This is a genomic window from Olsenella sp. An290 (assembly GCF_002159535.1).
Classification (GTDB): Bacteria; Actinomycetota; Coriobacteriia; order Coriobacteriales; family Atopobiaceae; genus Thermophilibacter.
In genome coordinates, this window is record NZ_NFIU01000002.1 from 189,689 (window position 1) to 214,390 (window position 24,702).

At 70.3% G+C, this 24,702-nt stretch carries 21 protein-coding genes and 4 tRNA genes; 1 reads left to right on the forward strand and 24 read right to left on the reverse strand.

Going from position 1 to position 24,702, the window contains the following annotated elements; translation table 11 throughout:
• Window positions 1-71: 71 nt before the first annotated feature.
• The 22 genes from mnmA to murJ all read right to left on the reverse strand — a co-directional run bounded on the left by mnmA (window position 72) and on the right by murJ (window position 22,680).
• The gene (gene mnmA, locus B5F84_RS02375) at window positions 72-1,151 is read right to left on the reverse strand and encodes a tRNA 2-thiouridine(34) synthase MnmA (RefSeq protein WP_087320486.1); all 1,080 of its coding nucleotides are present in this window, start codon (window positions 1,149-1,151) and stop codon (window positions 72-74) included.
• On the reverse strand, window positions 1,151-2,404 hold the full coding sequence (locus tag B5F84_RS02380) for a cysteine desulfurase family protein (protein ID WP_087320289.1): 1,254 nt from the start codon (window positions 2,402-2,404) through the stop codon (window positions 1,151-1,153). Before B5F84_RS02380 ends, mnmA begins: the two co-directional genes overlap by 1 nt.
• Window positions 2,401-3,351 (reverse strand): putative ABC transporter permease, encoded by a 951-nt coding sequence (locus B5F84_RS02385; RefSeq protein WP_087320291.1) that lies wholly within the window; start codon window positions 3,349-3,351, stop codon window positions 2,401-2,403. The genes B5F84_RS02380 and B5F84_RS02385 overlap by 4 nt, the downstream gene beginning before the upstream one ends.
• 81 nt (window positions 3,352-3,432) lie before the next feature.
• A tRNA-Gly gene (locus tag B5F84_RS02390) sits at window positions 3,433-3,508 on the reverse strand.
• 209 nt (window positions 3,509-3,717) lie between these two features.
• A tRNA-Cys gene (locus B5F84_RS02395) sits at window positions 3,718-3,791 on the reverse strand.
• Window positions 3,792-3,830: 39 nt separating this feature from the next.
• Window positions 3,831-3,906: transfer RNA gene (locus B5F84_RS02400), tRNA-Gly, on the reverse strand.
• A gap of 123 nt (window positions 3,907-4,029) precedes the next feature.
• Window positions 4,030-4,794 carry an anti-sigma factor antagonist gene (locus B5F84_RS02405; RefSeq protein WP_087320293.1) on the reverse strand — a complete coding sequence of 255 codons (765 nt, stop codon included), beginning with the start codon at window positions 4,792-4,794 and terminating at the stop codon, window positions 4,030-4,032.
• A 93-nt stretch (window positions 4,795-4,887) separates the two neighbouring features.
• Entirely contained in the window at window positions 4,888-7,125 is a 2,238-nt protein-coding gene (locus B5F84_RS02410; protein WP_087320296.1) for a SpoIIE family protein phosphatase, read from the reverse strand.
• A gap of 107 nt (window positions 7,126-7,232) precedes the next feature.
• Window positions 7,233-7,323, reverse strand: a tRNA-Leu gene (locus B5F84_RS02415).
• A 209-nt stretch (window positions 7,324-7,532) separates the two neighbouring features.
• Window positions 7,533-7,784 carry a preprotein translocase subunit SecG gene (secG, locus tag B5F84_RS02420; RefSeq protein ID WP_204205480.1) on the reverse strand — a complete coding sequence of 84 codons (252 nt, stop codon included), beginning with the start codon at window positions 7,782-7,784 and terminating at the stop codon, window positions 7,533-7,535.
• Window positions 7,785-7,886: 102 nt separating this feature from the next.
• Window positions 7,887-8,654 carry a triose-phosphate isomerase gene (gene tpiA / locus B5F84_RS02425; RefSeq protein WP_087320300.1) on the reverse strand — a complete coding sequence of 256 codons (768 nt, stop codon included), beginning with the start codon at window positions 8,652-8,654 and terminating at the stop codon, window positions 7,887-7,889.
• The gene (locus B5F84_RS02430; protein ID WP_087320303.1) at window positions 8,647-9,837 is read right to left on the reverse strand and encodes a phosphoglycerate kinase; all 1,191 of its coding nucleotides are present in this window, start codon (window positions 9,835-9,837) and stop codon (window positions 8,647-8,649) included. The genes tpiA and B5F84_RS02430 overlap by 8 nt, the downstream gene beginning before the upstream one ends.
• A 96-nt stretch (window positions 9,838-9,933) precedes the next feature.
• Window positions 9,934-10,959 (reverse strand): type I glyceraldehyde-3-phosphate dehydrogenase, encoded by a 1,026-nt coding sequence (gap, locus tag B5F84_RS02435; protein WP_075279897.1) that lies wholly within the window; start codon window positions 10,957-10,959, stop codon window positions 9,934-9,936.
• Between the two features lie 319 nt (window positions 10,960-11,278).
• Complete coding sequence (gene whiA / locus B5F84_RS02440) at window positions 11,279-12,211, reverse strand: DNA-binding protein WhiA (protein ID WP_087320305.1); 933 nt, start codon at window positions 12,209-12,211, stop codon at window positions 11,279-11,281.
• Between the two features lies 1 nt (window position 12,212).
• The gene (gene rapZ / locus B5F84_RS02445) at window positions 12,213-13,139 is read right to left on the reverse strand and encodes an RNase adapter RapZ (protein WP_087320308.1); all 927 of its coding nucleotides are present in this window, start codon (window positions 13,137-13,139) and stop codon (window positions 12,213-12,215) included.
• A 321-nt stretch (window positions 13,140-13,460) separates the two neighbouring features.
• A complete protein-coding gene (locus B5F84_RS02450) occupies window positions 13,461-14,519 on the reverse strand; it encodes a Gfo/Idh/MocA family oxidoreductase (protein ID WP_087320310.1) in 1,059 nt (352 codons plus the stop codon).
• 104 nt (window positions 14,520-14,623) lie between these two features.
• Window positions 14,624-16,600 carry a fructose-specific PTS transporter subunit EIIC gene (locus B5F84_RS02455; protein ID WP_087320313.1) on the reverse strand — a complete coding sequence of 659 codons (1,977 nt, stop codon included), beginning with the start codon at window positions 16,598-16,600 and terminating at the stop codon, window positions 14,624-14,626.
• Between the two features lie 138 nt (window positions 16,601-16,738).
• A complete protein-coding gene (pfkB, locus tag B5F84_RS02460; RefSeq protein WP_087320315.1) occupies window positions 16,739-17,641 on the reverse strand; it encodes a 1-phosphofructokinase in 903 nt (300 codons plus the stop codon).
• Window positions 17,638-18,387 (reverse strand): DeoR/GlpR family DNA-binding transcription regulator, encoded by a 750-nt coding sequence (locus B5F84_RS02465; protein ID WP_087320317.1) that lies wholly within the window; start codon window positions 18,385-18,387, stop codon window positions 17,638-17,640. Before B5F84_RS02465 ends, pfkB begins: the two co-directional genes overlap by 4 nt.
• A 234-nt stretch (window positions 18,388-18,621) precedes the next feature.
• On the reverse strand, window positions 18,622-20,511 hold the full coding sequence (gene uvrC / locus B5F84_RS02470) for an excinuclease ABC subunit UvrC (RefSeq protein ID WP_087320318.1): 1,890 nt from the start codon (window positions 20,509-20,511) through the stop codon (window positions 18,622-18,624).
• A 3-nt stretch (window positions 20,512-20,514) separates the two neighbouring features.
• Window positions 20,515-20,832: a phosphoribosyl-ATP diphosphatase gene (gene hisE, locus B5F84_RS02475; RefSeq protein ID WP_087320319.1), complete on the reverse strand. Its 318-nt coding sequence runs from the start codon at window positions 20,830-20,832 to the stop codon at window positions 20,515-20,517.
• Window positions 20,833-20,895: 63 nt separating this feature from the next.
• On the reverse strand, window positions 20,896-22,680 hold the full coding sequence (murJ, locus tag B5F84_RS02480; protein WP_087320321.1) for a murein biosynthesis integral membrane protein MurJ: 1,785 nt from the start codon (window positions 22,678-22,680) through the stop codon (window positions 20,896-20,898).
• A gap of 84 nt (window positions 22,681-22,764) precedes the next feature.
• On the opposite strand from murJ, the gene B5F84_RS02485 reads away from it, so the two are divergent.
• Complete coding sequence (locus B5F84_RS02485) at window positions 22,765-23,466, forward strand: amino acid racemase (protein ID WP_087320322.1); 702 nt, start codon at window positions 22,765-22,767, stop codon at window positions 23,464-23,466.
• Between the two features lie 19 nt (window positions 23,467-23,485).
• On the opposite strand, the gene hisI is transcribed toward B5F84_RS02485, so the two are convergent.
• Together hisI and hisF are read right to left on the reverse strand one after the other, a co-directional pair.
• Window positions 23,486-23,875: a phosphoribosyl-AMP cyclohydrolase gene (hisI, locus tag B5F84_RS02490; RefSeq protein WP_087320324.1), complete on the reverse strand. Its 390-nt coding sequence runs from the start codon at window positions 23,873-23,875 to the stop codon at window positions 23,486-23,488.
• A gap of 9 nt (window positions 23,876-23,884) precedes the next feature.
• Window positions 23,885-24,655: an imidazole glycerol phosphate synthase subunit HisF gene (hisF, locus tag B5F84_RS02495; protein ID WP_087320326.1), complete on the reverse strand. Its 771-nt coding sequence runs from the start codon at window positions 24,653-24,655 to the stop codon at window positions 23,885-23,887.
• Window positions 24,656-24,702: the final 47 nt, after the last annotated feature.

A 24,702-nucleotide genomic window follows, 5' to 3' on the forward strand; every position in this document is an offset into this window, starting at 1 on the left:
GGGATAACAACAAGGTGACGGGCCCGCTTGCCTCATGCGCCCCGGCGAGACAAGCGGGCCCGTCCCCCGCCTCACTTCGCAACGATGCCGCCGCCGAGGCAGCGAGGCCCATCGTAGACCACGGCGGACTGACCGGGCGCCACGCGGCGCACCGGTTCTTCAAAGCGCAACGTCTCCCCGTCGAGCTCCGCCTTGCGAAGCTCCCCCGTGTGGCGCGTCCGAACGAGGTAGCGCCCCGCCGCCGGCGCCTCGCCGGAGATCCAGCGCACGTCGTCGAGCTCCACCTCGCGGCAGAAGAGCGCGGGGCTCATCCGGTCGGCCGTCACGTACACCACGTTCTTCTCGACGTCCGTGGAGACCACGTAGCGGGCCGGGCCGCCGCCCAGGTCAAGACCGCGCCGCTGGCCCACGGTGAAGAGGAACGCCCCGTCGTGGCGCCCGAGCACGCGCCCGGTCTCCCACTCCACCACGTCTCCCGCGCGCCGCTCGAGCGCGTCGAGCAGAAACGTCCGGATGCCCACCGGGCCCACGAAGCAGATGCCGTCGGAGTCCGGCTTGCTCTCCACCCCCAGGCCGCGCTCGGCGCACATGCGGCGCACCGTGGCCTTGTCGCGGACCTCCCCCACCGGCAGGAGCGCGCGGGAGAGCGCCTCCTCGCCCACGCGCCAGAGGAAGTACGTCTGGTCCTTGTGCTCGTCGCGGGCGCGGAGCAGCCGAGGCCGCCCGTCCTCGCCCCGCTCGACGCGCCCGTAGTGGCCCGTCGCCACGAAGTCCGCGCCCTCCGCGAGCGCCCGGTCCAGAAACGTCCCGAACTTGATCGTCTGGTTGCACATCACGTCCGGGTTGGGCGTGTAGCCGCGCGCGTAGGCGTCCACGAGGTAGTCCACGACGGTCGCGCGGTACTCCTCCTCGCAGTCCCAGACCTGAAGGTCGATCCCCAGGGTGACGGCGACGCGCTCGGCGTCGGCGAGGTCGTCGGCCCAGGGGCACCTGAAGCCCGGCAGGTCGCGCGACCAGTTGCGCATGTAGACGGCCGTGACGTCATAGCCGGCCTCGACGAGCAGCGCCGCCGCGAGGGCCGAGTCCACGCCGCCGGAGAGGCCGCAGAAGACGCGGGCGCCGCGCGCGGGCGCAAGGGACGCGGGCGCCATCAGCGCCACCCCGCCAGGAGCTCGGCCGTGCGAGAGGCCATCCCCTCGTCGTCAAGCGCGAGGCGCGCCATCTCCGCGCGGACCGCGCGCTCGATGGCCTCCGCGGCATAGTCGACCTCGGCCTCCGTGGTCGGGCGGCCCAAGGTGAGCCGCAGGCTCCCCTCGGCGAGCGGCCGCGGCATCCCAATGGCCTCGAGCACGTGCGAGACGCGCATGCGGCTCGCCGCGCAGGCCGAGCCCGTCCCCACCGAGACCCCCGCGCGCTCGAGCGCGATGACGAGGCGGCGCGCCTCGAGCCCCGCAAAGGAGACGTGCAGCAGCCCCGGGAGGCGCCGGCGCGGGTTGCGCGGCCCCGACACGACCACCCAGGGCAGGCGCCCGACGAGCTGCGCGCGCAGGCGCTCGCGCAGGCGCTCGAGGCGACGGGACTCCTCGCCGCGGCGCTCGCACGCGAGCTCGAGCGCACGGGCCATGCCCACCACGCCCGAAACGTTCTCGGTCCCCGAGCGCACGCCGCCCTCCTGGCCGCCGCCAAGGACGAGCGGCCGAAGGCGGACGTCGTCGGAGGCCCACAGCACGCCCACCTGCTTGGGCCCGTAGAGCTTGGCGGCCGAGAGCGTGAGCAGGTCGACGCCGAGCGAGCTCACGTTGACCGAGAGCGCACCGGCCGCCTGCGAGGCGTCGGAGTGGAGGTAGAGCGGGGTGCGCTCCCGCGCCTCGAGGCGGCGCGCCCGCTCGGCCGCCACCACCCGCGCGATCTCCCGCACGGGCTGCACGCAGCCGATCTCGCCGTTCGCGAGCTCCACGGAGACGAGCTCGGTGTCGGGCCGGATGGCGCGCGCCACGGCCGCGGGGTCCACGATGCCGTCCGTGCCCACGCGCACGGTGCGGCGCGCGTGCTGGCCCGCGCAGGCGAGCACGCTCTCGTGCTCGACCGCGTCGACGACCACGTGGCCGCCGACGGCGGCGAAGGCGAGGTTGTTGGCCTCGGTGGCGCCCGCCGTGAAGACCACGTTGCCCGGCCGCGCGCCGATGAGCCGCGCGACGGTGCCGCGCGCCCGCTCGACCTCGTCGCGGACGTCGCGGGCAAGGGCGTAGGGCGCGCTCGGGTTCCAGAACCGCTCCGTGAGGAAGGGGAGCATGGCCTCGAGGACCTCGGGCGCGAGGGGCGTGGCCGCGGCGTAGTCGAGGTAGGCGCCGCGCTCGGGCGCGGCGGCGCGCGGCCCCGGGCCGCCGGGCGAGAAGGACGTCATCTCCCCTCCTCCCACTCGAGCGGCCGGCCGTTCTCGTCCAGCTTGTCCCGCTCGTCGCCGATCTTGAGGTTCTGGAAGCGCTTCGAGATGAACTCGTCGGAGTAGTTGGTGTCCACCCACTGCTCGAAGGCGTTCGCCGGGGGCACGCCGAGGTCGCGCTCCACCTTGCGGTCAAAGCAGACGATCGTCATGACGATGTCGGCGACGAGGTAGAGGGCCACGAGCGTGACAAAGACGACCTGCCTGCGCGCCGTGGGCATGCCGATCTGGTAGAGCAGGCGCGGCATGATCGCCCGGCACCACACGAGCCCGAGCAGGCCCCACATGGCCAGGAAGCGCCACGCGACCCACGGGGTGATGGCGTCGGGGAGGTAGGCGTAGGTCCAGGACTCCGCGTTGAAGAACGTCCCCATGACCCAGCCGGTCAGCTGCTCGAGCACGCCGCCCACCAGGGCGGAGACGAGAAACACCTGCCAGCCCCGCGCGCCGTGGCGGCGCAGGTGAAAGCAGAGGACCGTGAGGAGCACCGCGCCCACGCCGTAGAGGGGCGAGAAGGGCCCCCAGACGAGCCCCACGCGGCTCTCCGTGAGGCCCGCGGTGAGGAGCATCCACACCTCCTCGATGAGCAGGCCCGCCATCGACCCCAGGAAGAAGAGGAAGACGACCTGGTACCAGCCCAGGGAGAGATGGTCGAGGTACTCGTCGACGGCCTCGTTCGAGGCGCGCCAGCGCGCGAAGAGCCTCCCCAGGCCGCGCGCGCCCTGCGCCCGGGCGAGCTCGCGCTCGAGCACGTCCTCCGACTCCTCGAGGGCCGCCTCGGCGCGCTCCACGTGGTCGGCGGGCAGGCGGTCGCCACCGGAGAGCCAGTCCCAGAAGAAGACGACCGTCCTCACGAAGCCCCGGGCCACGAGGAACAGGAAGATGAGGAATATGACAGTGAAGAGCATGCAGGGCACTCCCGTAAGACGGCTGAACAGCCCTCTTAGAATAGCAAAAGGGCCGGTCAGGTGACCGGCCCCTCATACACATGGAGCGGGCTACGGGGTTCGAACCCGCGACCTCCACCTTGGCAAGGTGGCGCGCTACCAACTGCGCTAAGCCCGCGACGCAAGGAGACATATTACGGAAAGCGTCAGCGGATTGCAAGCGTCTTTTTTTGACAAAGGTGACGGGGCACGCCGTCGCGGCCCCGCGACGGCGCGGGCCCGGCGCGCGGGCAGGAGGGGCCGCCCCGCCGGGAGGGCCTGGCGGGGGCCGTGCCGGCGAGAGCCCCACAGCATATGAAAGGCACCCCGCAGGGTGCCGAAGGTTTCTGGAGGCGAAGCCCGGATTCGAACCGGGGGTCAGGGCTTTGCAGGCCCGTGCCTTACCACTTGGCCACTTCGCCGTATGAAAAAGGCCGATCGAGACCGGCCTTGTGTTCACATGGAGCGGGCTACGGGGTTCGAACCCGCGACCTCCACCTTGGCAAGGTGGCGCGCTACCAACTGCGCTAAGCCCGCAAGCGCAGGGAATACTATACGGACCGGGCCCCGCTTGCGCAAGGCCCAATGCGCGGGCGCGTGGAGGAATTGTGAAGTGGCCGCTCAGAAGGCACGACGACGGGGCGACGCGGCAGGGGCCGCTCAGGCGCCTCGGGCCACGGCGGGCGCCGCCGCGGCGTCGAAGAGCTTGACGAGGCGCACCACGGTCCCCTCCCCCGCCCGCTTGGGCGCGATGCTCACCGAGTCGGCGAGAAGCCTCATGAGCCGGATGCCGCGCCCCCGCTCGGCCCCGGGGCCCGTCTCGGGGGGCTCCTCGCCCTCCGCGAGCTCGAAGCCCTCCCCGCAGTCGGTCACCTCCACGGTCACGCGGTCGGGATAGGCCGTGACCGTGGCGAGCACGCCACAGCCGCAGGTGTGGTCGATGGCGTTGCCCAGCGCCTCCCCGCAGGCGAGCGTGAGGTCGAAGACCCCGTCGGGCGAGAAGGGCAGGCGGGACACGAGCTCGCAGACGCGCTCGCGCGCGGACGCGAGCTCGGCGGGGCCCACGCGGAAGGTCGTGCGCCAGCGGGGCAGCACGGCCGGGTCGAGCGCGGACACCTCGCGGCGCGACCCCGCGCGCGCGACCGGCATGTAGTCGACCATGCGCATGAGGGAGAGCGCGCGGTAGAGCTGCGGCGAGACGTTGTAGAGCGAGAGCAGCCCGCCCGAGGCCCTCATGTGGCGCAGCTCCGTGAGAATGAGGCCCATCCCCGCCGAGTCCACGTAGCGCGCCGCGGCCATGTTCATGAAGATGCGCCGCGCACCGCCCGCGATGAGGCGGTCGATGCGGCGGCGCACGACGGGCACCGTGGTGACGTCGAGGTCCCCCTCGAGGTTGACGAGCGCTATGTCCACAGGAGCGTTCATGCTGTGTTTATTCCCCATGCGCGACGCCGCTAACCGCGCGCCGCGAGCGGCGCGGGACGGGCCGGGCGCGGCCGAGAAGGCGCCACAGGCGCGCTACCGCGCGCGGCCCACCTCGTCGAAGCGCAGGGCGAGCATCGCGACGTCGTCCTCGAGGTTGCGTCCCGTAAAGGCCTCGAGCCCCTCGAGCAGGCGCCCCACGAAGCCCTCGAAGGGCCGGTCCGCGGCGGACTCGCGCATCACCATCTCGCGCAGGCCCTCCTCGCCGAAGAACGCCCCCTCGGGGTCGCGCGCCTCGGTCGTGCCGTCGGTGTAGAGGAGAAGGACGTCGCCCGGCGCGATCCGCACCGTCCCGTCACGGTAGGCGATGTCGTGGAAGGCCCCCACGACGCCGGACTGGACGTCGAGCGCCGAGATCTCGTCGGCGCCGTCGCGCACCATGATCGCGGGCGGGTGCCCGGCCGAGCAATACCTGATCTTGCCCGCCGAAAGGTCGACGATGCCCACGAAGAGCGTCGCGAAGGTCTCGAGCCGCGAGAACCCGAGCAGAAACTCGTTCAGGGACCGCACCATCCGCGCCGGGGCGAGCCCCTCCCAGGCGTACGCCCCGAGCGCGGTCTTCACGGCCGCGGAGACCGAGGCCGCCTCCACGCCCTTGCCCGAGACGTCGCCCATGATGACGCAGGCGCGCCGTCCCGGCAGCCGGATGAGGTCGTAGAAGTCCCCGCCCACGGAGGCCGCCTTGGTGGCGGAGGAGTAGACGGCCTCGGCCGTGATGCCGTCGACCTGCTGGAGCTCGTTTCTCATGCCGGTCTGGAGCGCCTGGGAGATCCGCTTGTCCCGCTCGCGCGCCTCCTCACCGCGGGCGATGTCGCGCACGTCCTCGAGGAGGCCCCAGAGGAACTCGAGCTCGAGGTCATCGAGGGGCTCGGCCCCATAGGGGCGCAGGAGCAGCGCGCCGCAGCGCTCCCTCGCGAGCTCCCCCAGGTCCACGAGGGCGCCCTCGCACGGCTCCCCGAGCTCGCGCAGGAAGGCCCCGAGGTCGGAGCCGGGCAGGATCGGCGCCACGCAGATGCCGTCGCGCTCGTAGGCGCGCACGAGGTCGGCCGTGGCCCCCGGGAGCGCGCGGGTGCCCGTGAGCGGAAGCTCGGCCACCGAGACGCCCTGGTGGGGGTTCACGCGGACGCGGACGGGCACGGCCTCGAGCTCCTCCGCCGCGGCGGAGAGGACGTCCCACACGCGCCCGAGAAGGCTCTCCTCGCCCGTCTCGGCCGAGGAGGCGTCGAGCAGCTCCTCGCGGAGCTCGGTCGAGAGGGCGGCGAGCCGCTCGGCCCGCTGGGAGCGCAGCGCCGCGAAGGCGCCCTCGAGCTGCACCGCCAGATAGTGCGCGACGGAGTCGAGCAGGCGCGCGTCGTCGGCCGGAAGCGGGTGCATCCGGCGCCAGCCAACCTCGATGATGGCGATGACGTGCCCGCCAAACCACACGGGCACGGCCATGAAGCTCGTGAAGGGCGGAAGGATGTCGCTCTTGAGGGTCAAGATCTCGTGGGTCTCCTCGTTCACCACCTCGCGGGTGGCGAGCCTGCCGCGCCGCAGCTGCTCCACGAGCGGCGCGCACACCCTAAGGCGCACCGCGCAGCCCTCGTGCACGGCGAGCCGCTCCACGGCGCGGTCGAAGGCCATGAAGCGGGCGACGCGCTCCCCCGCAAGGCCGCTCGAGAGCCCCCGCAGGTGAAAGCCGTCGGAGCCGGCGAGGTAGACGATCGTGCCGTCCGCCTCCATGGCGTCGGTGATCTCCTCGAGCACGCGCCCGAAGAGCTCGGAGAGGTCGCTGATGTCGATGGTGTCGAGCACGATCTTGAGCGTGCCCGACAGGCGGTGGTTGGCGCGGCGCAGGTCGTCGAGGGCGCGGTCGTGCTCGCGCTCCACGCGCTCCGTGTCATCCACGGGCAGGGCCACGAGGACGTGCGTGCCGGCCGTCCCGACAACGGCGCCGCAGCGCACGCGGGCGCGGCCGAGCCGGCCGTCGGCCCCCACGCAGGGGGCGAGCGCAAGGGAGCCGTCAAGGGGGAACGGCAGGTCGCCGGGCGAGAAGGACCCCGTGGGCTCGGAGCCGTCCTCGGCCGGGAAGACGCGGCGGACGTCCGCGCCCACGAGCGGCGTGGCACCGCCGAAGAGCGCGCCCGCCTCGTCGTTGGCGAGAAGCACGCGGCCGGTGCCGTCAAAGACGAGCACGGCCTCCCCGGTGAGCTGGAGGAGCTTCGCAAGGGTCCCGACGAGGCTCCCCTCGCCGAGGCCCTCCACCCGTCTCGTGCTGAGCTTGCCCGCCGTCATGGCTCATCCCCCGCTCGGGTGCCGCTTCACGCCGGGAGGTGCGGGGCCCGGCCGCGCCGACGGCACGTATACGAAAACGGGCCCCTTGCGGGGCCCGTACACCTTCGTGGTGTCGGAGGCGGGACTTGAACCCGCACGACCTTTTAGTCAGTCACTAGCACCTCAAGCTAGCGCGTCTGCCAATTCCGCCACTCCGACTTGTCACTGCGCTGCGTTCGCGCATGGGATAGTATGCACGAGAGCCCGCCCGTGTGCAACCCCCTTTTTTGGATTTTTTTGCACGTCTCGCAAAATTCCTCCCCGCGCATGCGACTACCTGCGAGTTTGCCCTCAGACGACGGGCGCGGCATGAAAAAAGGAGGCGCCCTCGGGCACCTCCCCTAGCACGTGTGCTGTCCGGCGGCCGCCTAGCCGAGCACGCCCGTCGGGAACGTGAGCGCCATGACGAGAACGCACGCGATGAAGACCACGGAGGTGATCACCGTGAGGCGGTTGAGGTTCTTCTCGAGCACGCCCGAGCCCGCCCCGGAGTTGTAGAGCGAGGAGGCGATCATGTCGGAGACACCGGTCCCCTTGCCGGAGTGCATGAGAACCAGGATGACGGTGAGGGCACCGGAGAGGAACAGCAGGACGGTCAGGATGATGTTGAGCGGGGTCACGAGCGTCTCCTTTGGGAACAGATGCATAACGACGAACCATGGTAACACAAAGGGGCCCGGACGTATCCGGGCCCCAGAATAAACAGACGCTCCTGCGAAGGCCTACGCCATGGCGCTCTTGACCATGGCCGCAAAGCTGTCGGCCTTGAGGGAGGCGCCGCCGACGAGCGCGCCGTCGACGTCCTCCTTCTCCAGGAAGCCGGCGATGTTCTCCGGCTTGGCGGAGCCGCCGTAGAGCACGCGGATGCCCTGGGCGGTCTCCTCGCCGAAGATCTCGACGAGCGTGGCGCGGATGGCGCCGCAGACCTCCTGGGCGTCATCGGCCGTGGCGGTCTTGCCGGTGCCGATGGCCCAGATGGGCTCGTAGGCGATCACGTACTTGGAGGGGTCGGTAATCTCGAGGCCCTCGGTGTCCTTCTTGATCTGGTCGACGACGAACTCGACGTGCTTGCCGGCCTCGCGGACCTCGAGGGACTCGCCGCAGCAGGAGATGGGGACGATGCCGTGAGCCATGAGGGCCTTCGCCTTCTTGTTCACGTCCTCGTCCGTCTCGCCGAAGTAGTCGCGGCGCTCGGAGTGGCCGATGATGCAGTGGGTGGCGCCCACGGCCTCGAGCATGTCGGGAGCGGTCTCGCCGGTGTAGGCGCCGGACTCCTCCCAGTAGACGTTCTGCGCGCCGAGCGCGAACGGCGCGGAGGCCTGCTCGATGACCTCGGAGACGCCCTTGAGGTCGACGGTGGGCGGGCAGACGACGACGTCCACGTCGCCGGTGCCGCCGGCCAGCTCGTCGGCAAGGCCCTGGGCGAGGACGACGCCGTCGCTCCAGGTCTTGTTCATCTTCCAGTTGCCAGAGATCATCCTCTTACGCATCGAGAAGCGCCTCCACTCCAGGCAGGGCCTTGCCCTCGACGAGCTCCATGGAAGCGCCACCGCCGGTGGAGATCCAGCTCATCTTGTCGGCCAGGCCGAACTTGTTGATGGCCGCGACGGAGTCGCCGCCGCCGATGATCGAGGTGCAGTCGGAGTCCGCGATGGCGCGGGCGACGGCCTCGGTGCCGTGGGCGAAGTTGTCGAACTCGAAGACGCCCATCGGGCCGTTCCAGAAGACGGTCTTGGCGCCCTGGATGGCCTCGGCGTAGAGCTTCTCGGTCTCGGGGCCGATGTCCATGCCCTCACGGTCGTCGGGGATGGCGTCGGAGGTCACGACCTCCGGCACGGCGTCCTCGCCGAAGTGGTCGGCGACGCGGTTGTCCACGGGGAGCAGGATCTTGACGCCCTTCTCCTCGGCCTTCTTGAGCATCTCGCCCGCGCGCTCGACCCAGTCCTCCTCCTTGAGGGAGTTGCCCACGCTCATGCCCTGGGCGAGGAAGAAGGTGTAGGCCATGCCGCCGCCGATGATGAGGGTGTCGGCGGAGTCGATGAGGTGGTCAAGGACGCCGATCTTGGAGGACACCTTGGAGCCGCCCACGATGGCGACGAAGGGACGCTCGGGCTCGGCGAAGATGGAGGTCAGCGTGTCGACCTCCTTCTCGAGCAGGAAGCCGGCGACGGCGGGCAGGTACGCGGCGGGGCCGACGACCGAGCCCTGGGCGCGGTGCGCGGTGCCGAAGGCGTCGAGCACGAAGACGTCGCCGTAGGAGGCGAGGGTCTTGGCGATCTCGGGGTCGTTCTTCTTCTCGCGCTTGTCAAAGCGGACGTTCTCGAGGACGAGGATGTCGCCCGGCTCGAGGGCGGCCACGGCCGCGGCGGCCTTCTCGCCGTAGGTGTCGTCGACGAACTTGACGTCATAGCCGGTGAGCTCGGCGAGCTTGTCGGCGGCCGGCTTGAGCGAGAGCGCGGGCTCGGGGCCGTCGCCCTTGGGGCGGCCAAGGTGGCTCATGAGGATGACCTTGGCGTTGTGCTCCTTGAGGTACTGAATCGTCGGGATGGCGGCACGGACGCGCGTGTCGTCGGTCACCACGCCGTCCTTCAGGGGCACGTTGAAGTCAACGCGCATGAGGACGCGCTTGCCGTCGACGTCGATGTCGCGAACGGTCTTCTTGGTGAAAGCCATGTTCACTCCTTGCGATTGGAACCTTACGAAAAGGGGCGCGGCCGCGGCCCTGTGAGCTGCGACCGCACCCCTCTTGAAGCTGATGCGAAGCGAGAACTACGCGACGAACTTCTCGAAGTACTTGATGGTGCGGACCATCTGGGAGGTGTAGGAGTTCTCGTTGTCGTACCAAGAGGTGACCTGAACGAGGCTCTGGCCGTTGCCGAGGTCCTGGACCATGGTCTGGGTGGCGTCGAAGATCGAGCCGTGGGTCTCGCCGATGATGTCGGAGGAGACGATGTCGTCCTCGTTGTAGGCGAAGGTCTCGGGGATGGTCTCGGCGTAGGCCTTCATCGCGGCGTTGACCTCATCCTTGGTGACGACCTTGTCAACCACGCAGTAGAGGTTGGTGATGGAGCCGGTCGGCGTCGGGACGCGCTGGGCGGCACCGATGAGCTTGCCGTTGAGCTCCGGGAGGACCAGGCCGATGGCCTTGGCGGCACCCGTGGAGTTGGGGACGATGTTCTGCGCGCAGGCGCGGGAGCGACGCTTGTTGCCCTTGCGCTGCGGGCCGTCGAGCGGCATCTGGTCGCCGGTGTAGGCGTGGATGGTGGTCATGATGCCGGAGACGATCGGCGCGAAGTCGTTCAGACCCTTGGCCATGGGGGCGAGGCAGTTGGTGGTGCAGGAGGCCGCGGAGATGATGTTGTCATCGGCGGTCAGCTGCTCGTGGTTGACGTTGTAGACGATCGTGGGGAGGTCGTTGCCCGCGGGAGCGGAGATGACGACCTTCTTGGCGCCGGCGTCGATGTGAGCCTGGGCCTTGGCCTTGGAGGTGTAGAAGCCGGTGCACTCGAGGACGACGTCAACGCCGAGCTCGCCCCAGGGGAGCTTGGAGGCGTCGGCCTCCTTGTAGATGGTGATCTTCTTGCCGTCGACGGTGATGGAGTCCTCGCCGGCCTCGACCTTGTGGTCGCGGGCGTAGTTGCCCTGCGTGGTGTCGTACTTCAGGAGGTACGCGAGCATGTCCGGGGAGGTGAGGTCGTTGATGGCGACGATCTCGGAGCCCTCGTGACCGAACATCTGACGGAACGCCAGACGGCCGATGCGACCAAAGCCGTTGATAGCAACCTTTACTGCCATGCTTTCTCCTTTCACGGGGCCGACGGGGCTTCTCCCCGGCGGACCAAAGCAACACGAGGGCTCGCGCCCTTGCCAACCGATAGTGTACCCCAGCCGCGCGGCGCTGAACCACGTAATCTGAAACAGCGGAGAAATTTGAGCGGTGGGCGCTCAGGTTTTCTCGGCGGAGAGTCGCTCGGGGCGCTCCCCCTCCCCCTCCGGGGCGCCCGAGTCATTTGGGGACGGGTTATTTCGGCCAGAGATTTTGGGACAGGCCTGGCCGCTGAGTCGCCAGGCCTGTCCCAAAATCTCTGGCCGAAATAACCCGTCCCCAAATGGGTCACGCCTCGGCCTCCTCGACGACCTGCTGGAGGCGCAGCACGCGATGGTACATCGCGGACTTCGACGCCGGGGGATCGAGCTCGTCGCCGAGGGCGGCGAGCGAGAGCTCCGGATGCGCCCGGCGCGCGCGGCAGAAGGCGCGCAGCGCCGGGGGGAGCGCCGACAGGCCGGGGTTCCTCTCGGCACGGGCGATGAGCTCGAGCTGGGCGGCCGCGGCCCCGGTCTGGCGGGCCTGGTTTGCCATCTCGGCGTTGACGCGGCGGTTGACGTCGTTCTTGACGGACTTCTTGGCCCGGGCCACCTCGACGACGCGCGCCATCCTGAGCGCGCCCATCGCGCGCAGGAGCGCGATCACGTCGTCGTAGCTCTTGAGGTAGATGGCGAAGGCGCCGCGGCGGCGGTTGAGGCGGCTCGTGACGCCGAAGGAGTCCACGATCTGCGCGAGGCCGTGGGCGAAGTCCTCCCCCGTCACCGCGATCTCCAGGTGAAAGTCCCCGCGCGGGTCCGCGATGAAGCCGCCGGCCATGAAGGCGCCGCGCACGAAGGCCGCGCGGGCCCGGGCGTCCCTCAGGAGGTGCGTGGGGACCGTGGTGGCAAGGCCGTGGCCGGGGACCAAGATCCCGAGCGTCACGAGGTCGCGCGCGAGCTCCTCCTGCTCCGGCATCTCGATGAGGTAGTTCCTCGTCTTGTGCAGGACCGAGCGGCGCACCGTGAGCGGCGTCTCCAGGTCGAAGAGCTTGTGCGTGAGCTTGATGATCGTGCGCGCGACGGCGCCGGTCTCGGTGGCTATGCGGATCGAGTAGCGCCCCGCGCCGCGAAACGACAGCGTGCCGCACACGCGCACAAGGGCGGAGAGCTGGGCGAGCTCCGCGGCGGGCGTGCCGCCCTCCACGCGGGAGAGCTCGTCTTTGACCTGCGCGGTAAACGACATGCTAGCTCGTCCTCACGTTGGCGAGGGCGAGGTCGCGGTGGGAGAGGCACACGTGGTAGCCGCCCTTCTCGAGGTAGGCCGCCGTGGCGTTGGCTATGGCCACGCTCCGGTGCTGGCCGCCCGTGCAGCCCACGGCGATCGAGAGGCTCGTCTTGCCCTCGGCCACGTAGCCGGGCATCGTCACGTCGAGCAGGCGGTACCACGCCTCAAGGAACTGCTCGGTGATGGGGTTGCCGAGCACGAAGTCGGCCACGAGCCGGTCGTTGCCCGTGAGGGCGCGCATCTCGGGGTCGTAGAAGGGGTTGGGCAGGAAGCGCACGTCGATCATGAGGTCGGCCTCCACGGGCATGCCGTGCTTGAAGCCGAAGGAGAAGACCGAGACCTCCATGAGCTGCTGGTCGGTGAGCTCGGAGAAGGCGCGGGTGAGGCGGCGGCGCAGCGCGCTCGTGCGCAGGCGGCTCGTGTCGATCACGAGGTCCGCGGCGTCGCGCACGCTCGAGAGCTGGGCGCGCTCGCGGGCGATGGCGCTCGTGAGGGACTCGCCGGGGGCCGCGAGCGGGTGGCGGCGGCGGTTCTCGTCGTAGCGGCGGATGAGCACCTCGTCGGAGGTGTCCAGAAAGACCACGCGAACCGTGAGCTCGTGCTCGCGCAGCTGCGTCACCGAGTCGCTGAACTCGTCGAAGAGCCCCTGGCTGCGCAGGTCGCAGGTGACGGCCAGGTGGCGTCCCACGCCCGAGTTGATGCCCACGAGCTCCGCGAGCTGCAGCAGCAGGCGCGGCGGGAGGTTGTCGATGCAGAAGTAGCCCATGTCCTCGAAGACGTGGAGCGCCTGCGTGCGGCCCGAGCCCGACATGCCCGTGATAACCACGACGTCGGGCACGCGGGCGGCGCCCTCTGCGGCGCGCATCTGCTGGCCGTCTCCTGACATGGGACCTCCTCTCGACTGAGGTCCAGTATAGCCTGCGCACCTGCGCCGTGCTCCTCTCGGCGGCGGGCACGTCCTTTGCCAAGGCGACGGCCCCGGCCTCCCACCGCACCCCTTTGTTCTGGGCGACGACTTTGATGCAGAGCGCGCTCAATCCGTGCAAAACCTTGACGATTCTGGCAGTGGGGAAACAAAACCTTGTCAATCATGGCGGCAACATGAAAGGTGTTGCCCAAAACATGAGGGGGAGCCACGGAAACGGCGCCCGCGCGAGCGTGCGGGCGCCGTTTCCCCAAAACCCTGCGATACGTGGCAGCCCGCGGCCTAGCGCTCCTCGGGGTAGACGACGCCCCAGTCGGCGCGCAGGCGGTCCATGAGCTCCATGACGTCGGCGGCGTAGTCGAGAAGAGCGCGCTTCTCGGCATCCCCCGCCACCGCCGCCTCGAGGTCGGCCACCTCGTAGCAGAGCGCGTACGCCTCCTCGCCGCACGACACGCTCTCCCGGCGGCCGTCCTCGGTCCAGACGATGGTCGCCTCGTCCGCGCGCGGGTACTCCGCGACCTCGACGTAGCAGCGGTCGAAGGAGAGCACGGCGCGCTTGGGCTGCTTGGAGTGGAGTGTGAGCGAGACCACGCCGAGCTGCCCCTCCGGGTTGCGGCAGACGATGCCGCCCGCCTCGTCGACGCCCGTCGCGGCGAGGTTGCCGAGCGAGACGACCTCGGTGGGCTGCCCCTCCATGAACAGGCGCATGATGCTGAGCGCGTAGACGCCGATGTCGAGCATCGCGCCCCCGGCGAGGTCGATGTTGTAGAAGCGGTTGGTGAGGTCGCCGTACTCCTTGTACGAGCCAAAGCTCACCTGCGCCAGGTTCATGCGGCCAAACTCGCCGGAGCGGGCGCGGCGCAGCAGCTCCCGGTAGAGCGGCATGTGCAGGATCGTCGTGGCGTCCATGAGGACCGCGCCGCTCCTCTCGGCGAGCGCGCGGGCCTCGTCCAGCTCGGCGGAGTTGAGCGTGATGGACTTCTCGCAGAGCACGTGCTTGCCCGCGGCCAGGGCGCCGCGCAGGTAGCGGATGTGCGTGTTGTGCGGCGTCGTGATGTAGATGGCGTCCACCTCGGGGTCGGCGTAGAGCTCCTCGACCGTGTCGTAGACGCGCTCGACGCCGTGGCGCGCGGCGAAGGCGACGGCCTTCTCGCGCGTGCGGTTGGCGACCCCGTAAAGGCGCCGGCCGGCCAGCGCGAGCGACTCCGCCATCTGGTTGGCGACGACGCCGCAGCCGACGACGGCCCAGGAGAGCTGCGGGGCGCCGAAGACGTCGTCCGGGAACGGGCGGTCCTTGGCGGCCTCGTAGGCGGCAGCGGCTGCGGTTGCGGCATCGGGCATGGGAGTCACCTCTCACGGGTCGGTTCTTGTCCATGATGGCCGTCGGGCCGCGGCCGGCGCCGGGAGCACAGCCACCGGCGCCGGCCGCGAGCCCGACGGGCGTCCTACTTGGCGAGGCCGGACTCCTCGGGAGGAAGCGGCTTCTTCCAGAGGGAGAGGATCAGGCAGGCCACGACGGCTCCGACCAGCGCCGCGACGAGCCACATGAGGCCGTTGCCGATGACGGGCGTCACCCAGGCGCCGCCGTGCGGGGCGGGGCTGGTGCAGCCGAAGAGCGCCGAGAGGCCGCCCGCCACGGCGGAGCCGATGATGCAGGAGGGCAGCACGTGGCCGGGGTCGGCGGCGGCAAACGGGATCGCGCCCTCGGTGATGAAGGAGAGGCCCATGATGTAGTTCACGATGCCGGCGTTGCGGTCGGACTTGGTCCAGCGGTTCTTGAAGAGCGTGGTGGACAGGGCGATCGCCAGCGGGGGCACCATGCCGCCCACCATGACGGAGGCCATCATGATCTGGCCGGTGGTGCCAAGGCCGCTCGCCGGGTCGAGGGCCGCGGTGCCAAAGACGTAGGCCGCCTTGTTGAAGGGGCCGCCCATGTCAACGGACATCATGCCGCCGAGCACAAGGCCGAGAAGGACGATGTTGTTGGTGCCGAGGCCCTTGAGGAAGCCGTTGAGGCCGGTGTTGATGAGGGCGAAGAGCGGGTTCAGGACGAGCATCACCACGCCGATGGCAAGGACGCCGAACACCGGGTAGATGAGCGTGGGCTTGATGCCCTCGAGCGAGCTCGGCAGGCGGTCGCAGAGCCGCTCGATGCCCAGGGTGAGGTAGCCCGCGGCAAAGCCCGCGAAGAGCGCCGCGATGAAGCCGCCCGAGACGAGCGTCGAAGCGTCAAGGGTGCCCAGGTAGGCCAGGTCGTAGCCCGTCTTGGCGAGGATGCCGCCCACGAAGCCGGGGGCAAGGCCGGGACGGTCGGCGATGGACATGGCGATGTAGCCGGCGAGGATGGGAAGCATGAAGCCGAAGGCCTCGCTGCCGATGGTCTTGAAGAGCGCTGCCGCCGGAATCGAGGAGCCGTAGGCCGCGGTGCCGAGGCCCGGCTGGTCCACGAGGAACGCGATGGCGGTGAGGATGCCGCCGCCGATCACGAACGGAAGCATGTGGGAGACGCCGTTCATGAGGTCCTTGTAGATCTTCCGGCCGATGCCCTCGCCCTCGGCGCTCGCCGAGGAGGCCTCGGAGGCGCCGCCCGCGTGGTGGTAGACGCTCGCCGTGCCGTCCATGATGGTCCCGATGAGCTTCTCGGGCTCGTTGATGCCGCGCGAGACCGGGCAGCTGTAGAGGGGCTTGCCGTCAAAGCGCGCGAGGTCGACGTTCTTGTCGGCCGCGATGATGACGCCCCGTGCCCCCGCGACGTCCTCGGCGCTGAGCACGTTCTTGGCGCCTCCCGAGCCCTGGGTCTCGACCTTGATGCGCACGCCCATCTCGGCGGCCTTCTTCTCGAGCGCCTCGGCCGCCATGTAGGTGTGGGCGATGCCCGTGGGGCAGGCCGTGATGGCGACGACGTCGTAGCCCGCGGCGTCGCGCGCGGCGGCGCCGGCCGCCTTGGCCTCCTCGGCCGCGCGGTGCTTGTCCTCCTCGGCGTCCACGAGCGCGCGGAACTCCTCCGGGGTCTTGGCGGCGCGCAGCGCGGAGCAGAAGTCCGCGTCCAGAAGGAGCGTGGAGAGGCGGCTCAGCACCTCGAGGTGCGTGTTGGCCTCGCCCTCGGGCGCGGCGATGAGGAAGAGCAGCGTGGCGGGCTCGCCGTCGAGCGACTCGTAGTCCACGCCACCGGGCGCGCTCATGGCCGCGAGGCCCGGCGCCGAGACGGCCGCCGTCTTGGCGTGCGGGATGGCGATGCCGTCGCCGAGGCCCGTGGAGAACTGCGCCTCGCGCTCGCGCACCGCGGCGGCGTAGGCCGCCTTGTCAGCCACGTTGCCGCCCTTCGCCATGAGGTCGACGAGCTCGTCGATCGCCTCGTCCTTGGTGGCCGGGGCACCTCCGATCTTGATTGACTCGGGCCTCAGCAGATCCGTGATTCTCATGTCTTCCCTTTCTCCCAGGGCGGCTGGCCGCCCGCGACAGACTGACGGTGCGCCCGCGACCTCGGACAGGGCCGGGCGGGCAAGAAGGAACGGCCGCGGCACGTCCCGGAGGACGCCGGGACGGGCCGGCGCGGCGCGCTACGCCGAGGCGAGAAGCGCCTCGACCTCGGGACGCGTGGCCAGGTGGTCGGAGAACGCGCTCGCCGACCCCGTGGCGAGGCCCATCCGGAACGCGGCCTCGTAGCTGCCGGTCTCCATGAGGCCCGCAAGGAAGCCGGCCACGGAGGAGTCGCCGGCGCCCACGGAGTTGACCACGGTGCCGCGCGCCGCCGGGCTCTGGAAGACCTCCCCGGTCTCGGCCACGAAGACGCCGCCCTCCCCCGCCATGGAGACGAAGACGTTCGTGGCGCCCATCTCCTGGAGCCTCCGGGCGTAGGGCACGACCTCGTCGCGGGTGCGCAGCGTGACGCCGAAGATGTCCCCGAGCTCGTGGTTGTTGGGCTTCACGAGGAAGGGGCGGTACGGCAGGACGCGCGTGAGCAGGTCGCGCTCGGCGTCCACGACGATTCGAACGCCCCGGCCGTCCAGGCGCGCCATGATGCGCTCGTACATGTCGTGGGGCAGCGTCTGGGGCACGGAGCCGGAGATGACGAGGGTGTCGCCCTCCCCGAGGTCCTCGAGGCGGGAGAAGAGCTCCTCCACGTCCTTCTCGCCGATCTTGGGGCCCTGGCCGTTGAGCTCGGTCTCCTCGGCGCTCTTGATCTTTGCGTTGATGCGGGTCATGCCCTCGGCGACGCGGATGAAGTCGGTGGTGACGCCCGCCTCGGCGGTGAGGCGGCAGAGCTCGTCGCCCGTGAACCCGGCCACGAACCCGAGCGCGCGGCTCTCGTGCCCGAGGTTGCCGAGCACGATGGAGACGTTCACGCCCTTGCCACCGGGAAGGATCTGCTCGTAGGTCGTGCGGTTGATGGCCCCGAGCCGCATGTCGTCCACGCGGACGATGTAGTCGAGCGAGGGGTTGAAGGTGACGGTCGAGATCATAGCGATACCTCCACGACGTTTTCGTACATCCGATACTCCAACGGCGCGCGGTCGCTCGTGACGAGCGTCGCGGCACCGAAGTCCGCAAAGGTGACGAGGCTCGTGGCGCCGAGCTTGCTCGCGTCGGCGAGCACGTAGCGGCGCGCGCAGCGCTCCATGGAGGCCTGCTTGACCATGGCCTCGCTGCGGTCGGGCGTGGTGAAGCCGTCCTCGGGCGTGGCGCCGTTGGTGCCCCAGAAGCCCAGGGTGAAGTGGTAGCGGGAGATCGCGGCGAGGGCGTCGGGGCCCACGAGCGCCTCGGTGAGGCTCTTGAGCTCGCCGCCGAGCACCACCACGCGGCAGCCCTTGGAGGCGAGCTTCATGGCGTGGGAGACGGCGTCGGTGGCGTAGAGGGCACGCGTCTCGTCGATGAGGTTGACGAGCTCCTCCACGGTCGAGCCGGCGTCCAGGTAGACGAAGTCGTCCGGCCCTATGAGCGAGACGGCGTGCGCGGCTATGGCGCGCTTCTCCTCCACGTTGAGCCCGTGGCGCTCCGGCAGCGCGACGTCGCGCGTGATGTGCGCGGACCCGAGCGCGGCGGCGCCGCCGTGGACCTTCACGAGGCGACGGGCCTGGTCGAGCTTGTCGAGGTCCCGGCGGATGGTGGACTCGGAGGCGTCGAGCGCGGCGGCGAGCTCGGACACGCTCGCCGCGCCGCGCCGGGCCACGATCTCGGCGATGCGGCCGAGCCGCTCCTCGGCGATCATGCGAGCCCCCTTGCGCGGGCGGCGGGGGCGGTCCGGGAAATGGCGTCCTTCATGCGGCCCTCCTGTTCTTCTCGGTGATTGTCATTTTTGCTCAAATTCATCCATAAATGAGCAAATTTGCGCATAGTTCCGGCAAACGGCGGAATTGATGCCTCAAACGGTCAATTTCACTCATTTTTAGTCAGATTTGCGCAAGCGGAGCACGCCGCGCGAGAAGAACCGGCGGCGGGCGCCCTACTCGAGGGCGCGCAGGGCCTCGAAGACCGTGCGGGCCACCTCGGCGGGGACCCCCGGCGTGGACGCGATCTCCTCGACGCTCGCGGCGCGCAGGCGCCTGAGCGAGCCGAACCGGCGCATGAGGGCGCGCTTGCGCTTGGGCCCCACGCCCGGCACGTCATCGAGGACCGAGCGCGTCATGGCCTTGTCGCGGAGCTCCCGGTGGAAGGTGATGGCGAAGCGGTGGGACTCGTCGCGCACCTGCTTGATGAGGTAGAGCGAGGGCGAGCCGGAGGGCAGCACGACCGGGGTCTCGTCCCAGGGGACGAAGATCTCCTCGTCGGACTTGGCGAGGCCGCAGACGGGGATGTCGAGCCCGAGCTCCGAGAGCTGCGCCATGGCGGCCGTGAGCTGCGGCTTGCCGCCGTCGACCACGAGCAGGTCGGGGCGCGCCCCAAAGCGGCCGTCGGCCATGCGCTCCGGGGCGTAGCGCCTACCCAGGACCTCGGACATGGAGACGAAGTCGTTGGCCTCGGTGAGCGGCGTCTTGATCTTGAAGCGCCGGTACTGGGACTTGTCCGGCCGGCCGTTGGTGAAGACCACCATCGAGGCCACGGTGAAGCTGCCGTGGAGCGTGGAGATGTCGAAGCACTCGATCCGCATCGGCGGAGCGTCGAGGGCAAGGGCGCTCTCGAGCTGGAGGAGCGCCTGGTTGGTGCGGTCGTCCGCGTAGCCCGTGCGCACCATGTAGCGCATGAGGGCGTGGCGGGCGTTGGCGGCGGCCATGTCGAGGAGGTGGCGCTTCTCGCCGCGCTGCGGGCGGTGAATGCGCACCGAGCGCCCGCGCCGCTCGGCGAGCCAGCCGGCGATGACCTCGGCGTCCGCGAGCTCGCAGGGGAGGTCGACCTCGGAGGGGACGTCGGAGGTCTCGTCGTAGTAGCGCTTGACGAAGCCGGAGACGAGCTCCTCCTCCCCCACGTCGAGGCCCTTGTCGAGCACGAACTCGACGGAGCGCACCGTGCGGCCCTCGCGCACGGCGAAGACGCAGGCGCAGCTGATGGTCTCCTCGCGGTAGAAGCCGATGAGGTCGGCGTTCACGCCGGACGAGAAGACCACCTGCTGGCGGTCGTCGAGCGCGTCGATGCCGTCGAGGCGGGCCTTGAGGCGCCCCGCGCGCTCGAAGTCGAGGTCCGCCGCCGCCTCGCGCATCTGCTCGGTGAGCTCGCCCACCACCTGCGAGCGGTTGCCGCGCAGGAAGCTCTCGACCTGGCGCACGTGCCGGGCGTACTCGACGGTGTCGATCATGCCGGCGCAGACGCCGGGGCCGCGTCCCACGTGGTAGTCGAAGCACGGGCGGCACCGCTCGGCGAGCATGAGGTTGGCCACGGCGGCCTGGTCGGGCTCCTTCTCCAGGAGGCGGCGCGCGCGCTTCCACTCCGCGCAGGTGGCCATGCAGATGGGGATCACCTTGCGCAGGGTGTCGATGGTCTCGCGCGCGGCGCGGGCGTCGGTGTAGGGGCCAAAGTAGCGCGTGCCCTTGCGGTGCTTCTCGCGCGTGTACTTGATGGCCGGGAAGACGTCGGACTCCGTGATCGCGATGTAGGGATAGGACTTGTCGTCCTTGAAGTCCACGTTGAAGTAGGGGTGGTACTGCGCGATGAGGTTGCGCTCGAGCACGAGCGCCTCGTGCTCGGAGCCCACCACGACGTAGTCGAACGACCTCACGACCTGCATCATGAGGGGGATCTTCTCGCGGTCGTCCTGGAGCGTCACGTACTGGCGCATGCGGGCGCGCAGGTTCTTGGCCTTGCCCACGTAGATGACCTCGCCGGCGGCGTCCTTCCAGAGGTAGCACCCCGGGCTCGTGGGGACCTTGGCCACCTGCTCGGCGAGGGTGGGCTCGGCCATGGGCTACCTCCGGCGGGCGTCGAGCTCGCCGGCGAGCTCGGGAAGGCCCACGCCGTAGCGCTCGAGCGTGACCATGAGGTGGTAGACGAGGTCGGCGGCCTCGTAGCGGATGTGGTCGTGGTCGCGGTCCTTGCAGGCCATGATGACCTCCGAGGCCTCCTCCGCGAGCTTCTTGAGAAGCGCGTCCTCCTTGCCCTGGAGCAGGCGCGCGGTGTAGGAGGAGTCCGGCGAGGCCCCCCGGCGCTCCGCGATGACCCGGGCGAGCCCCTCGAGGGTCTCGCCGATGCTGCCGTCCCGTACGCCTTCCGTGCGCTCGCCCATGCCTGCTCCTTCACTCGGGGTCACGACCCACCCTAGCACAAGCCCCGGACGGGGCGTGCGCGATCAGCCGCGGCGCAACCTGCCCGTCACGCGGGAGAGGGCACGGGCGTAGAACGCCGCCTCCGGGACCCCGAGCGCGATGGCCGCGCCAAAGGTGGCCGCGAGCGCGGGCAGGCCGCCCGCCGCCACGTAGGCGAGGGCGCGGGCCGGCGAGTCCGCCGGGCCGGCGAGCGTGGTGAGCCCCCAGAGGATGCCTGCGCCCACGGCCGCGCCGAGCGCGCCCAGGGCGAGCGAGCGGGCGGCCGAGCCGACGATGCCCCTGAGGCCAAAGCCCGCGACCGAGCGACGCAGCATGATGACGGAGACCACGTCGATGAGGGCGGCGCACAGGGCGCTGCCGAGCGAGACCGCGTGGATGCCGATGACCGGCGTGAGGGCCACGGTGAAGGCGACCTGCGCGACCGACGCCACCACGTTGGCGATAGCAAACAGGACCATGCGGCGCATCGACGAGAAGACCTTCTGGAAGAAGGTGGTGAGGCCGTAGAACGGCAGCGCCACGGCGAGCGAGGTGAGGTAGGCGGAGGTGAGCTGGGCGCTCTCCGCGCCGAACTGGCCCATCCGCATGAGGGTCATGAGCGGGCGGGCGAAGACCATGAGGTAGAGCATGAAGGGCACGAGGACAAAGAGGATCTGCCGCATACCCGAGACCACCGCCTGCGCGAAGCCCGAGAGGTCGGCGTCGGCGAAGAGGCTCGAGAGCTCGGTGAAGAGCGCCGTGGTGATGGGGATGGCAAAGATCGAGTACGGCAGCGTGTACCAGAGCCGCGCGTAGTACTGGATGGAGCTGCCCTGCTCCGGCACCGCCACGAGGGCCGAGGAGTTCATGACCGCGACGGTCACGAAGGAGCACAGCGTCACCACGAGCGAGGGGACGCCGATGGCGAGCGTCTCGCGCAGGGCGGGGTCGCGAAGGTCGATCCTGAGCGTGAGGCGGACGCCGCGGCGCCTGAGCGACGGCAGCTGGACGAGGACCTGGACGAGGACGCCCAGGGGGTGCCCCAGCCCCAGCACGAGCAGCGCGGCGGCGGGGTTGGCGCGGGAGACCACGGCGTAGAGCGCGAAGGAGGAGATGGTGATGAGGTTGTTGAAGATGGGCGCGGCGCTGCTCCAGAAGTAGTCGCGCTCGGCGTTGAGCACGCCGGAGGCGACCGTGGAGAGGCAGTAGAGCACGACCTCGACGGCGAAGAAGCGGAAGAGGAAGACCGCGTCGACCATCTGGGACTGGTCGGTCCCGGCAGACTGCACCCACACGAGCGGCGCCGCGAGCGCGACGCAGCCCACGGCGAGCACGCCCATGAGAAGCAGGACGATCGAGAGGAGGTTTGAGATGTAGCGGTTGGCGCCCTCCTGCCCCGCGCGCCGCTTGGCGCCCAGGTAGACGGGCAGGAACGCCGTCACGAGCATGCCGCCCATCACGAGCTCGTAGAGCTGGTTGGGGAGGTTGTTGGCAACGGTGTAGCAGCTGGCGAGCAGCGTCGTGCCGAGCGCGTAGGCCTGCGCCCAGGTGCGCACGAAGCCCGTGATGCGGCTCACGATGACAAGGGCGCTCATCATGGCGGCGGAGCGGCCGACGACGTCGGAGGTGCCGGCGTCACCGGCGGGGGCGGCCGGCGTGCGGGACGCGGAGCCCTCCCGGGGCGCGAGGTTCTTCTCGCCGGCGGGGGCGTTAGGCGACGGCGCCGCGTCAGGGCCTTCGGGGAGGTGGCGGGCGCGATGGTCCTGGCGTCCCCTCCTGCCGCCTCGCGTGCGCTCCGGGCCCCCTGCGGGGGCAAAGTGCTTTGCCATGTTCACCTCGCGTTCACATCGCCATGACAGCCGAAGAGTATAGTAAAGCACTCATGACGTGCAGAACGTATGGAGGAGGACCCCATGGGAAAGCTCGGCGTCATCGGGGGCATGGGCCCCGAGGCCACGTCGTACTTCTACGACGAGGTCATCGAGCACACCGTGGCGAGCCGTGACCAGGAGCACCTGGACATGGTCATCATCAGCCAGGCCTCCATGCCCGACCGCACGCACGCCATCCTCACGGGCAACGACCGGCGCCTCCTCGAGGTCATGCGCGAGGACGCCCAGGCGCTCGAGTCGCTGGGGTGCACCTGCATCGCCATCCCGTGCAACACCTCGCACTACTTCTACGACAAGATCCAGGGCTTCACCTCGGTGCCCATCATCAACATGCCGCGCGAGGCCGTCCGCGAGGCCGTGGAGGCGCGCGGCGCGCGGCGCGTCGGCGTCATGGGGACGGACGGCACCATCAGGTCGGGCCTCTACGCGCGCGAGTGCGAGCGCGCGGGCGTCGAGTGCGTGGTCCCCACCCCCGAGCGCCAGGCCGACGTGATGTCGCTCATCTACGACGACGTCAAGGCGGGCCGGCGCGCGGACATGCGCAAGCTCGAGCGCGCCGTGGACGAGCTCTGCCGGCGCGGCTGCGACGTCGTGATCCTTGCGTGCACGGAGCTCTCCGTCGCGCGGCGGCGCCACGGGGCGCCGGCGGCCTGCCTCGACGCGATGGACGTCCTCGTGCGCGAGTCCATCCTGCGCGCCGGCGGCCTGTACCGCGCCGACTGACGACGGGCCCCGTGACGGCCTACTCGGCCGCCGGCGCCACGAGGTTGCGGTAGAAGCAGCTGCGGTGGCCGGTGTGGCACGCGGGGCCCGGGGAGTCCACCTCCACGAGCAGGGTGTCGGCGTCGCAGTCCACGAGGACGCGGCGCACCCGCTGCACGTTGCCGCTCGTGGCGCCCTTGTTCCAGAGCTCGCGACGGCTGCGGCTCCAGAACCACGTGGTGCCGGTCTCAAGCGTGAGCCGCAGCGACTCCTCGCTCATCCACGCCACCATGAGGACCTCGCCGGTGCCGGCCTGCTGCACCACGGCGGGCACGAGCCCCCGCTCGTCAAAGCGCACGGCCCCGACGCCCGGCGCCTCCGGCTCGATCCTCTCGCCTGCGTAGCGCTCGCCCGCGCGCGCGTCGTCCATCATGCCTCCCTAGAAGTCCAGGCGCACCGGGATGCCCTGGCTCGCCAGGTACTCCTTGACCTGGCGGATCGTGAACGTGCCAAAGTGAAAGACGCTCGCGGCCAGGACCGCGTCCGCCTCGCCCTCGAGGATGCCCTCCGCAAAGTGCTCGAGCGTCCCCACGCCGCCGGAGGCGATCACCGGGATCGGCACCGCGCGCGCGACCGCGCGGGTGAGCGCGAGGTCGAAGCCGTCCTTGGTGCCGTCGCGGTCCATGCTCGTGAGCAAGATCTCCCCGGCGCCGCGGCGCGCCGCCTCCTCGGCCCAGGCCACCGCGTCGATGCCCGTGGCCTGCCGGCCGCCCGCAAGGTAGACCTCCCAGCGGTCGCCCGCCCCGGGCACGCGCTTGGCGTCGATCGCCACGACCACGGCCTGCGAGCCGAAGGCGGCCGCGGCCGCCGTGATGAGGCCGGGGTCGCGCACCGCGGCGGAGTTCACGGAGACCTTGTCGGCGCCGGCGGCGATCATCTCGCGACAGGACGCGACGTCCCGGAAGCCGCCGCCAACGGCATACGGGATGCGCAGCTCCGCCGACGCGTGGCTCGCAAGGCCGATCTTGGTGGCGCGGTCGTCCGAGGTGGCCGTGATGTCAAGGAACACCACCTCGTCGGCGCCCTCGCAGTCGTAGCGCCGCGCAAGCTCCACCGGGTCGCCCGCGTCGCGCAGGTCCACGAAGTTGACGCCCTTCACCACACGACCGTCCTTTACGTCCAGACACGGGATGACGCGCTTGGTCAGCATGGCTTCCTTTCGTCGTCCGGGACCTCGCGGTCCTTCTCGCCGGCCTC

What these genes read in the sequence shown, in the direction of transcription:
- mnmA (WP_087320486.1), bottom strand. Translation starts at nt 1,151, where the DNA reads ATGGCGCCCGCGTCCCTTGCGCCCGCGCGCGGCGCCCGCGTCTTCTGC.
- B5F84_RS02380 (WP_087320289.1), bottom strand. Translation starts at nt 2,404, where the DNA reads ATGACGTCCTTCTCGCCCGGCGGCCCGGGGCCGCGCGCCGCCGCGCCC.
- B5F84_RS02385 (WP_087320291.1), bottom strand. Translation starts at nt 3,351, where the DNA reads ATGCTCTTCACTGTCATATTCCTCATCTTCCTGTTCCTCGTGGCCCGG.
- B5F84_RS02405 (WP_087320293.1), bottom strand. Translation starts at nt 4,794, where the DNA reads ATGAACGCTCCTGTGGACATAGCGCTCGTCAACCTCGAGGGGGACCTC.
- B5F84_RS02410 (WP_087320296.1), bottom strand. Translation starts at nt 7,125, where the DNA reads ATGACGGCGGGCAAGCTCAGCACGAGACGGGTGGAGGGCCTCGGCGAG.
- tpiA (WP_087320300.1), bottom strand. Translation starts at nt 8,654, where the DNA reads ATGCGTAAGAGGATGATCTCTGGCAACTGGAAGATGAACAAGACCTGG.
- B5F84_RS02430 (WP_087320303.1), bottom strand. Translation starts at nt 9,837, where the DNA reads ATGGCTTTCACCAAGAAGACCGTTCGCGACATCGACGTCGACGGCAAG.
- gap (WP_075279897.1), bottom strand. Translation starts at nt 10,959, where the DNA reads ATGGCAGTAAAGGTTGCTATCAACGGCTTTGGTCGCATCGGCCGTCTG.
- whiA (WP_087320305.1), bottom strand. Translation starts at nt 12,211, where the DNA reads ATGTCGTTTACCGCGCAGGTCAAAGACGAGCTCTCCCGCGTGGAGGGC.
- rapZ (WP_087320308.1), bottom strand. Translation starts at nt 13,139, where the DNA reads ATGTCAGGAGACGGCCAGCAGATGCGCGCCGCAGAGGGCGCCGCCCGC.
- B5F84_RS02450 (WP_087320310.1), bottom strand. Translation starts at nt 14,519, where the DNA reads ATGCCCGATGCCGCAACCGCAGCCGCTGCCGCCTACGAGGCCGCCAAG.
- B5F84_RS02455 (WP_087320313.1), bottom strand. Translation starts at nt 16,600, where the DNA reads ATGAGAATCACGGATCTGCTGAGGCCCGAGTCAATCAAGATCGGAGGT.
- pfkB (WP_087320315.1), bottom strand. Translation starts at nt 17,641, where the DNA reads ATGATCTCGACCGTCACCTTCAACCCCTCGCTCGACTACATCGTCCGC.
- B5F84_RS02465 (WP_087320317.1), bottom strand. Translation starts at nt 18,387, where the DNA reads ATGATCGCCGAGGAGCGGCTCGGCCGCATCGCCGAGATCGTGGCCCGG.
- uvrC (WP_087320318.1), bottom strand. Translation starts at nt 20,511, where the DNA reads ATGGCCGAGCCCACCCTCGCCGAGCAGGTGGCCAAGGTCCCCACGAGC.
- hisE (WP_087320319.1), bottom strand. Translation starts at nt 20,832, where the DNA reads ATGGGCGAGCGCACGGAAGGCGTACGGGACGGCAGCATCGGCGAGACC.
- murJ (WP_087320321.1), bottom strand. Translation starts at nt 22,680, where the DNA reads ATGGCAAAGCACTTTGCCCCCGCAGGGGGCCCGGAGCGCACGCGAGGC.
- B5F84_RS02485 (WP_087320322.1), top strand. Translation starts at nt 22,765, where the DNA reads ATGGGAAAGCTCGGCGTCATCGGGGGCATGGGCCCCGAGGCCACGTCG.
- hisI (WP_087320324.1), bottom strand. Translation starts at nt 23,875, where the DNA reads ATGGACGACGCGCGCGCGGGCGAGCGCTACGCAGGCGAGAGGATCGAG.
- hisF (WP_087320326.1), bottom strand. Translation starts at nt 24,655, where the DNA reads ATGCTGACCAAGCGCGTCATCCCGTGTCTGGACGTAAAGGACGGTCGT.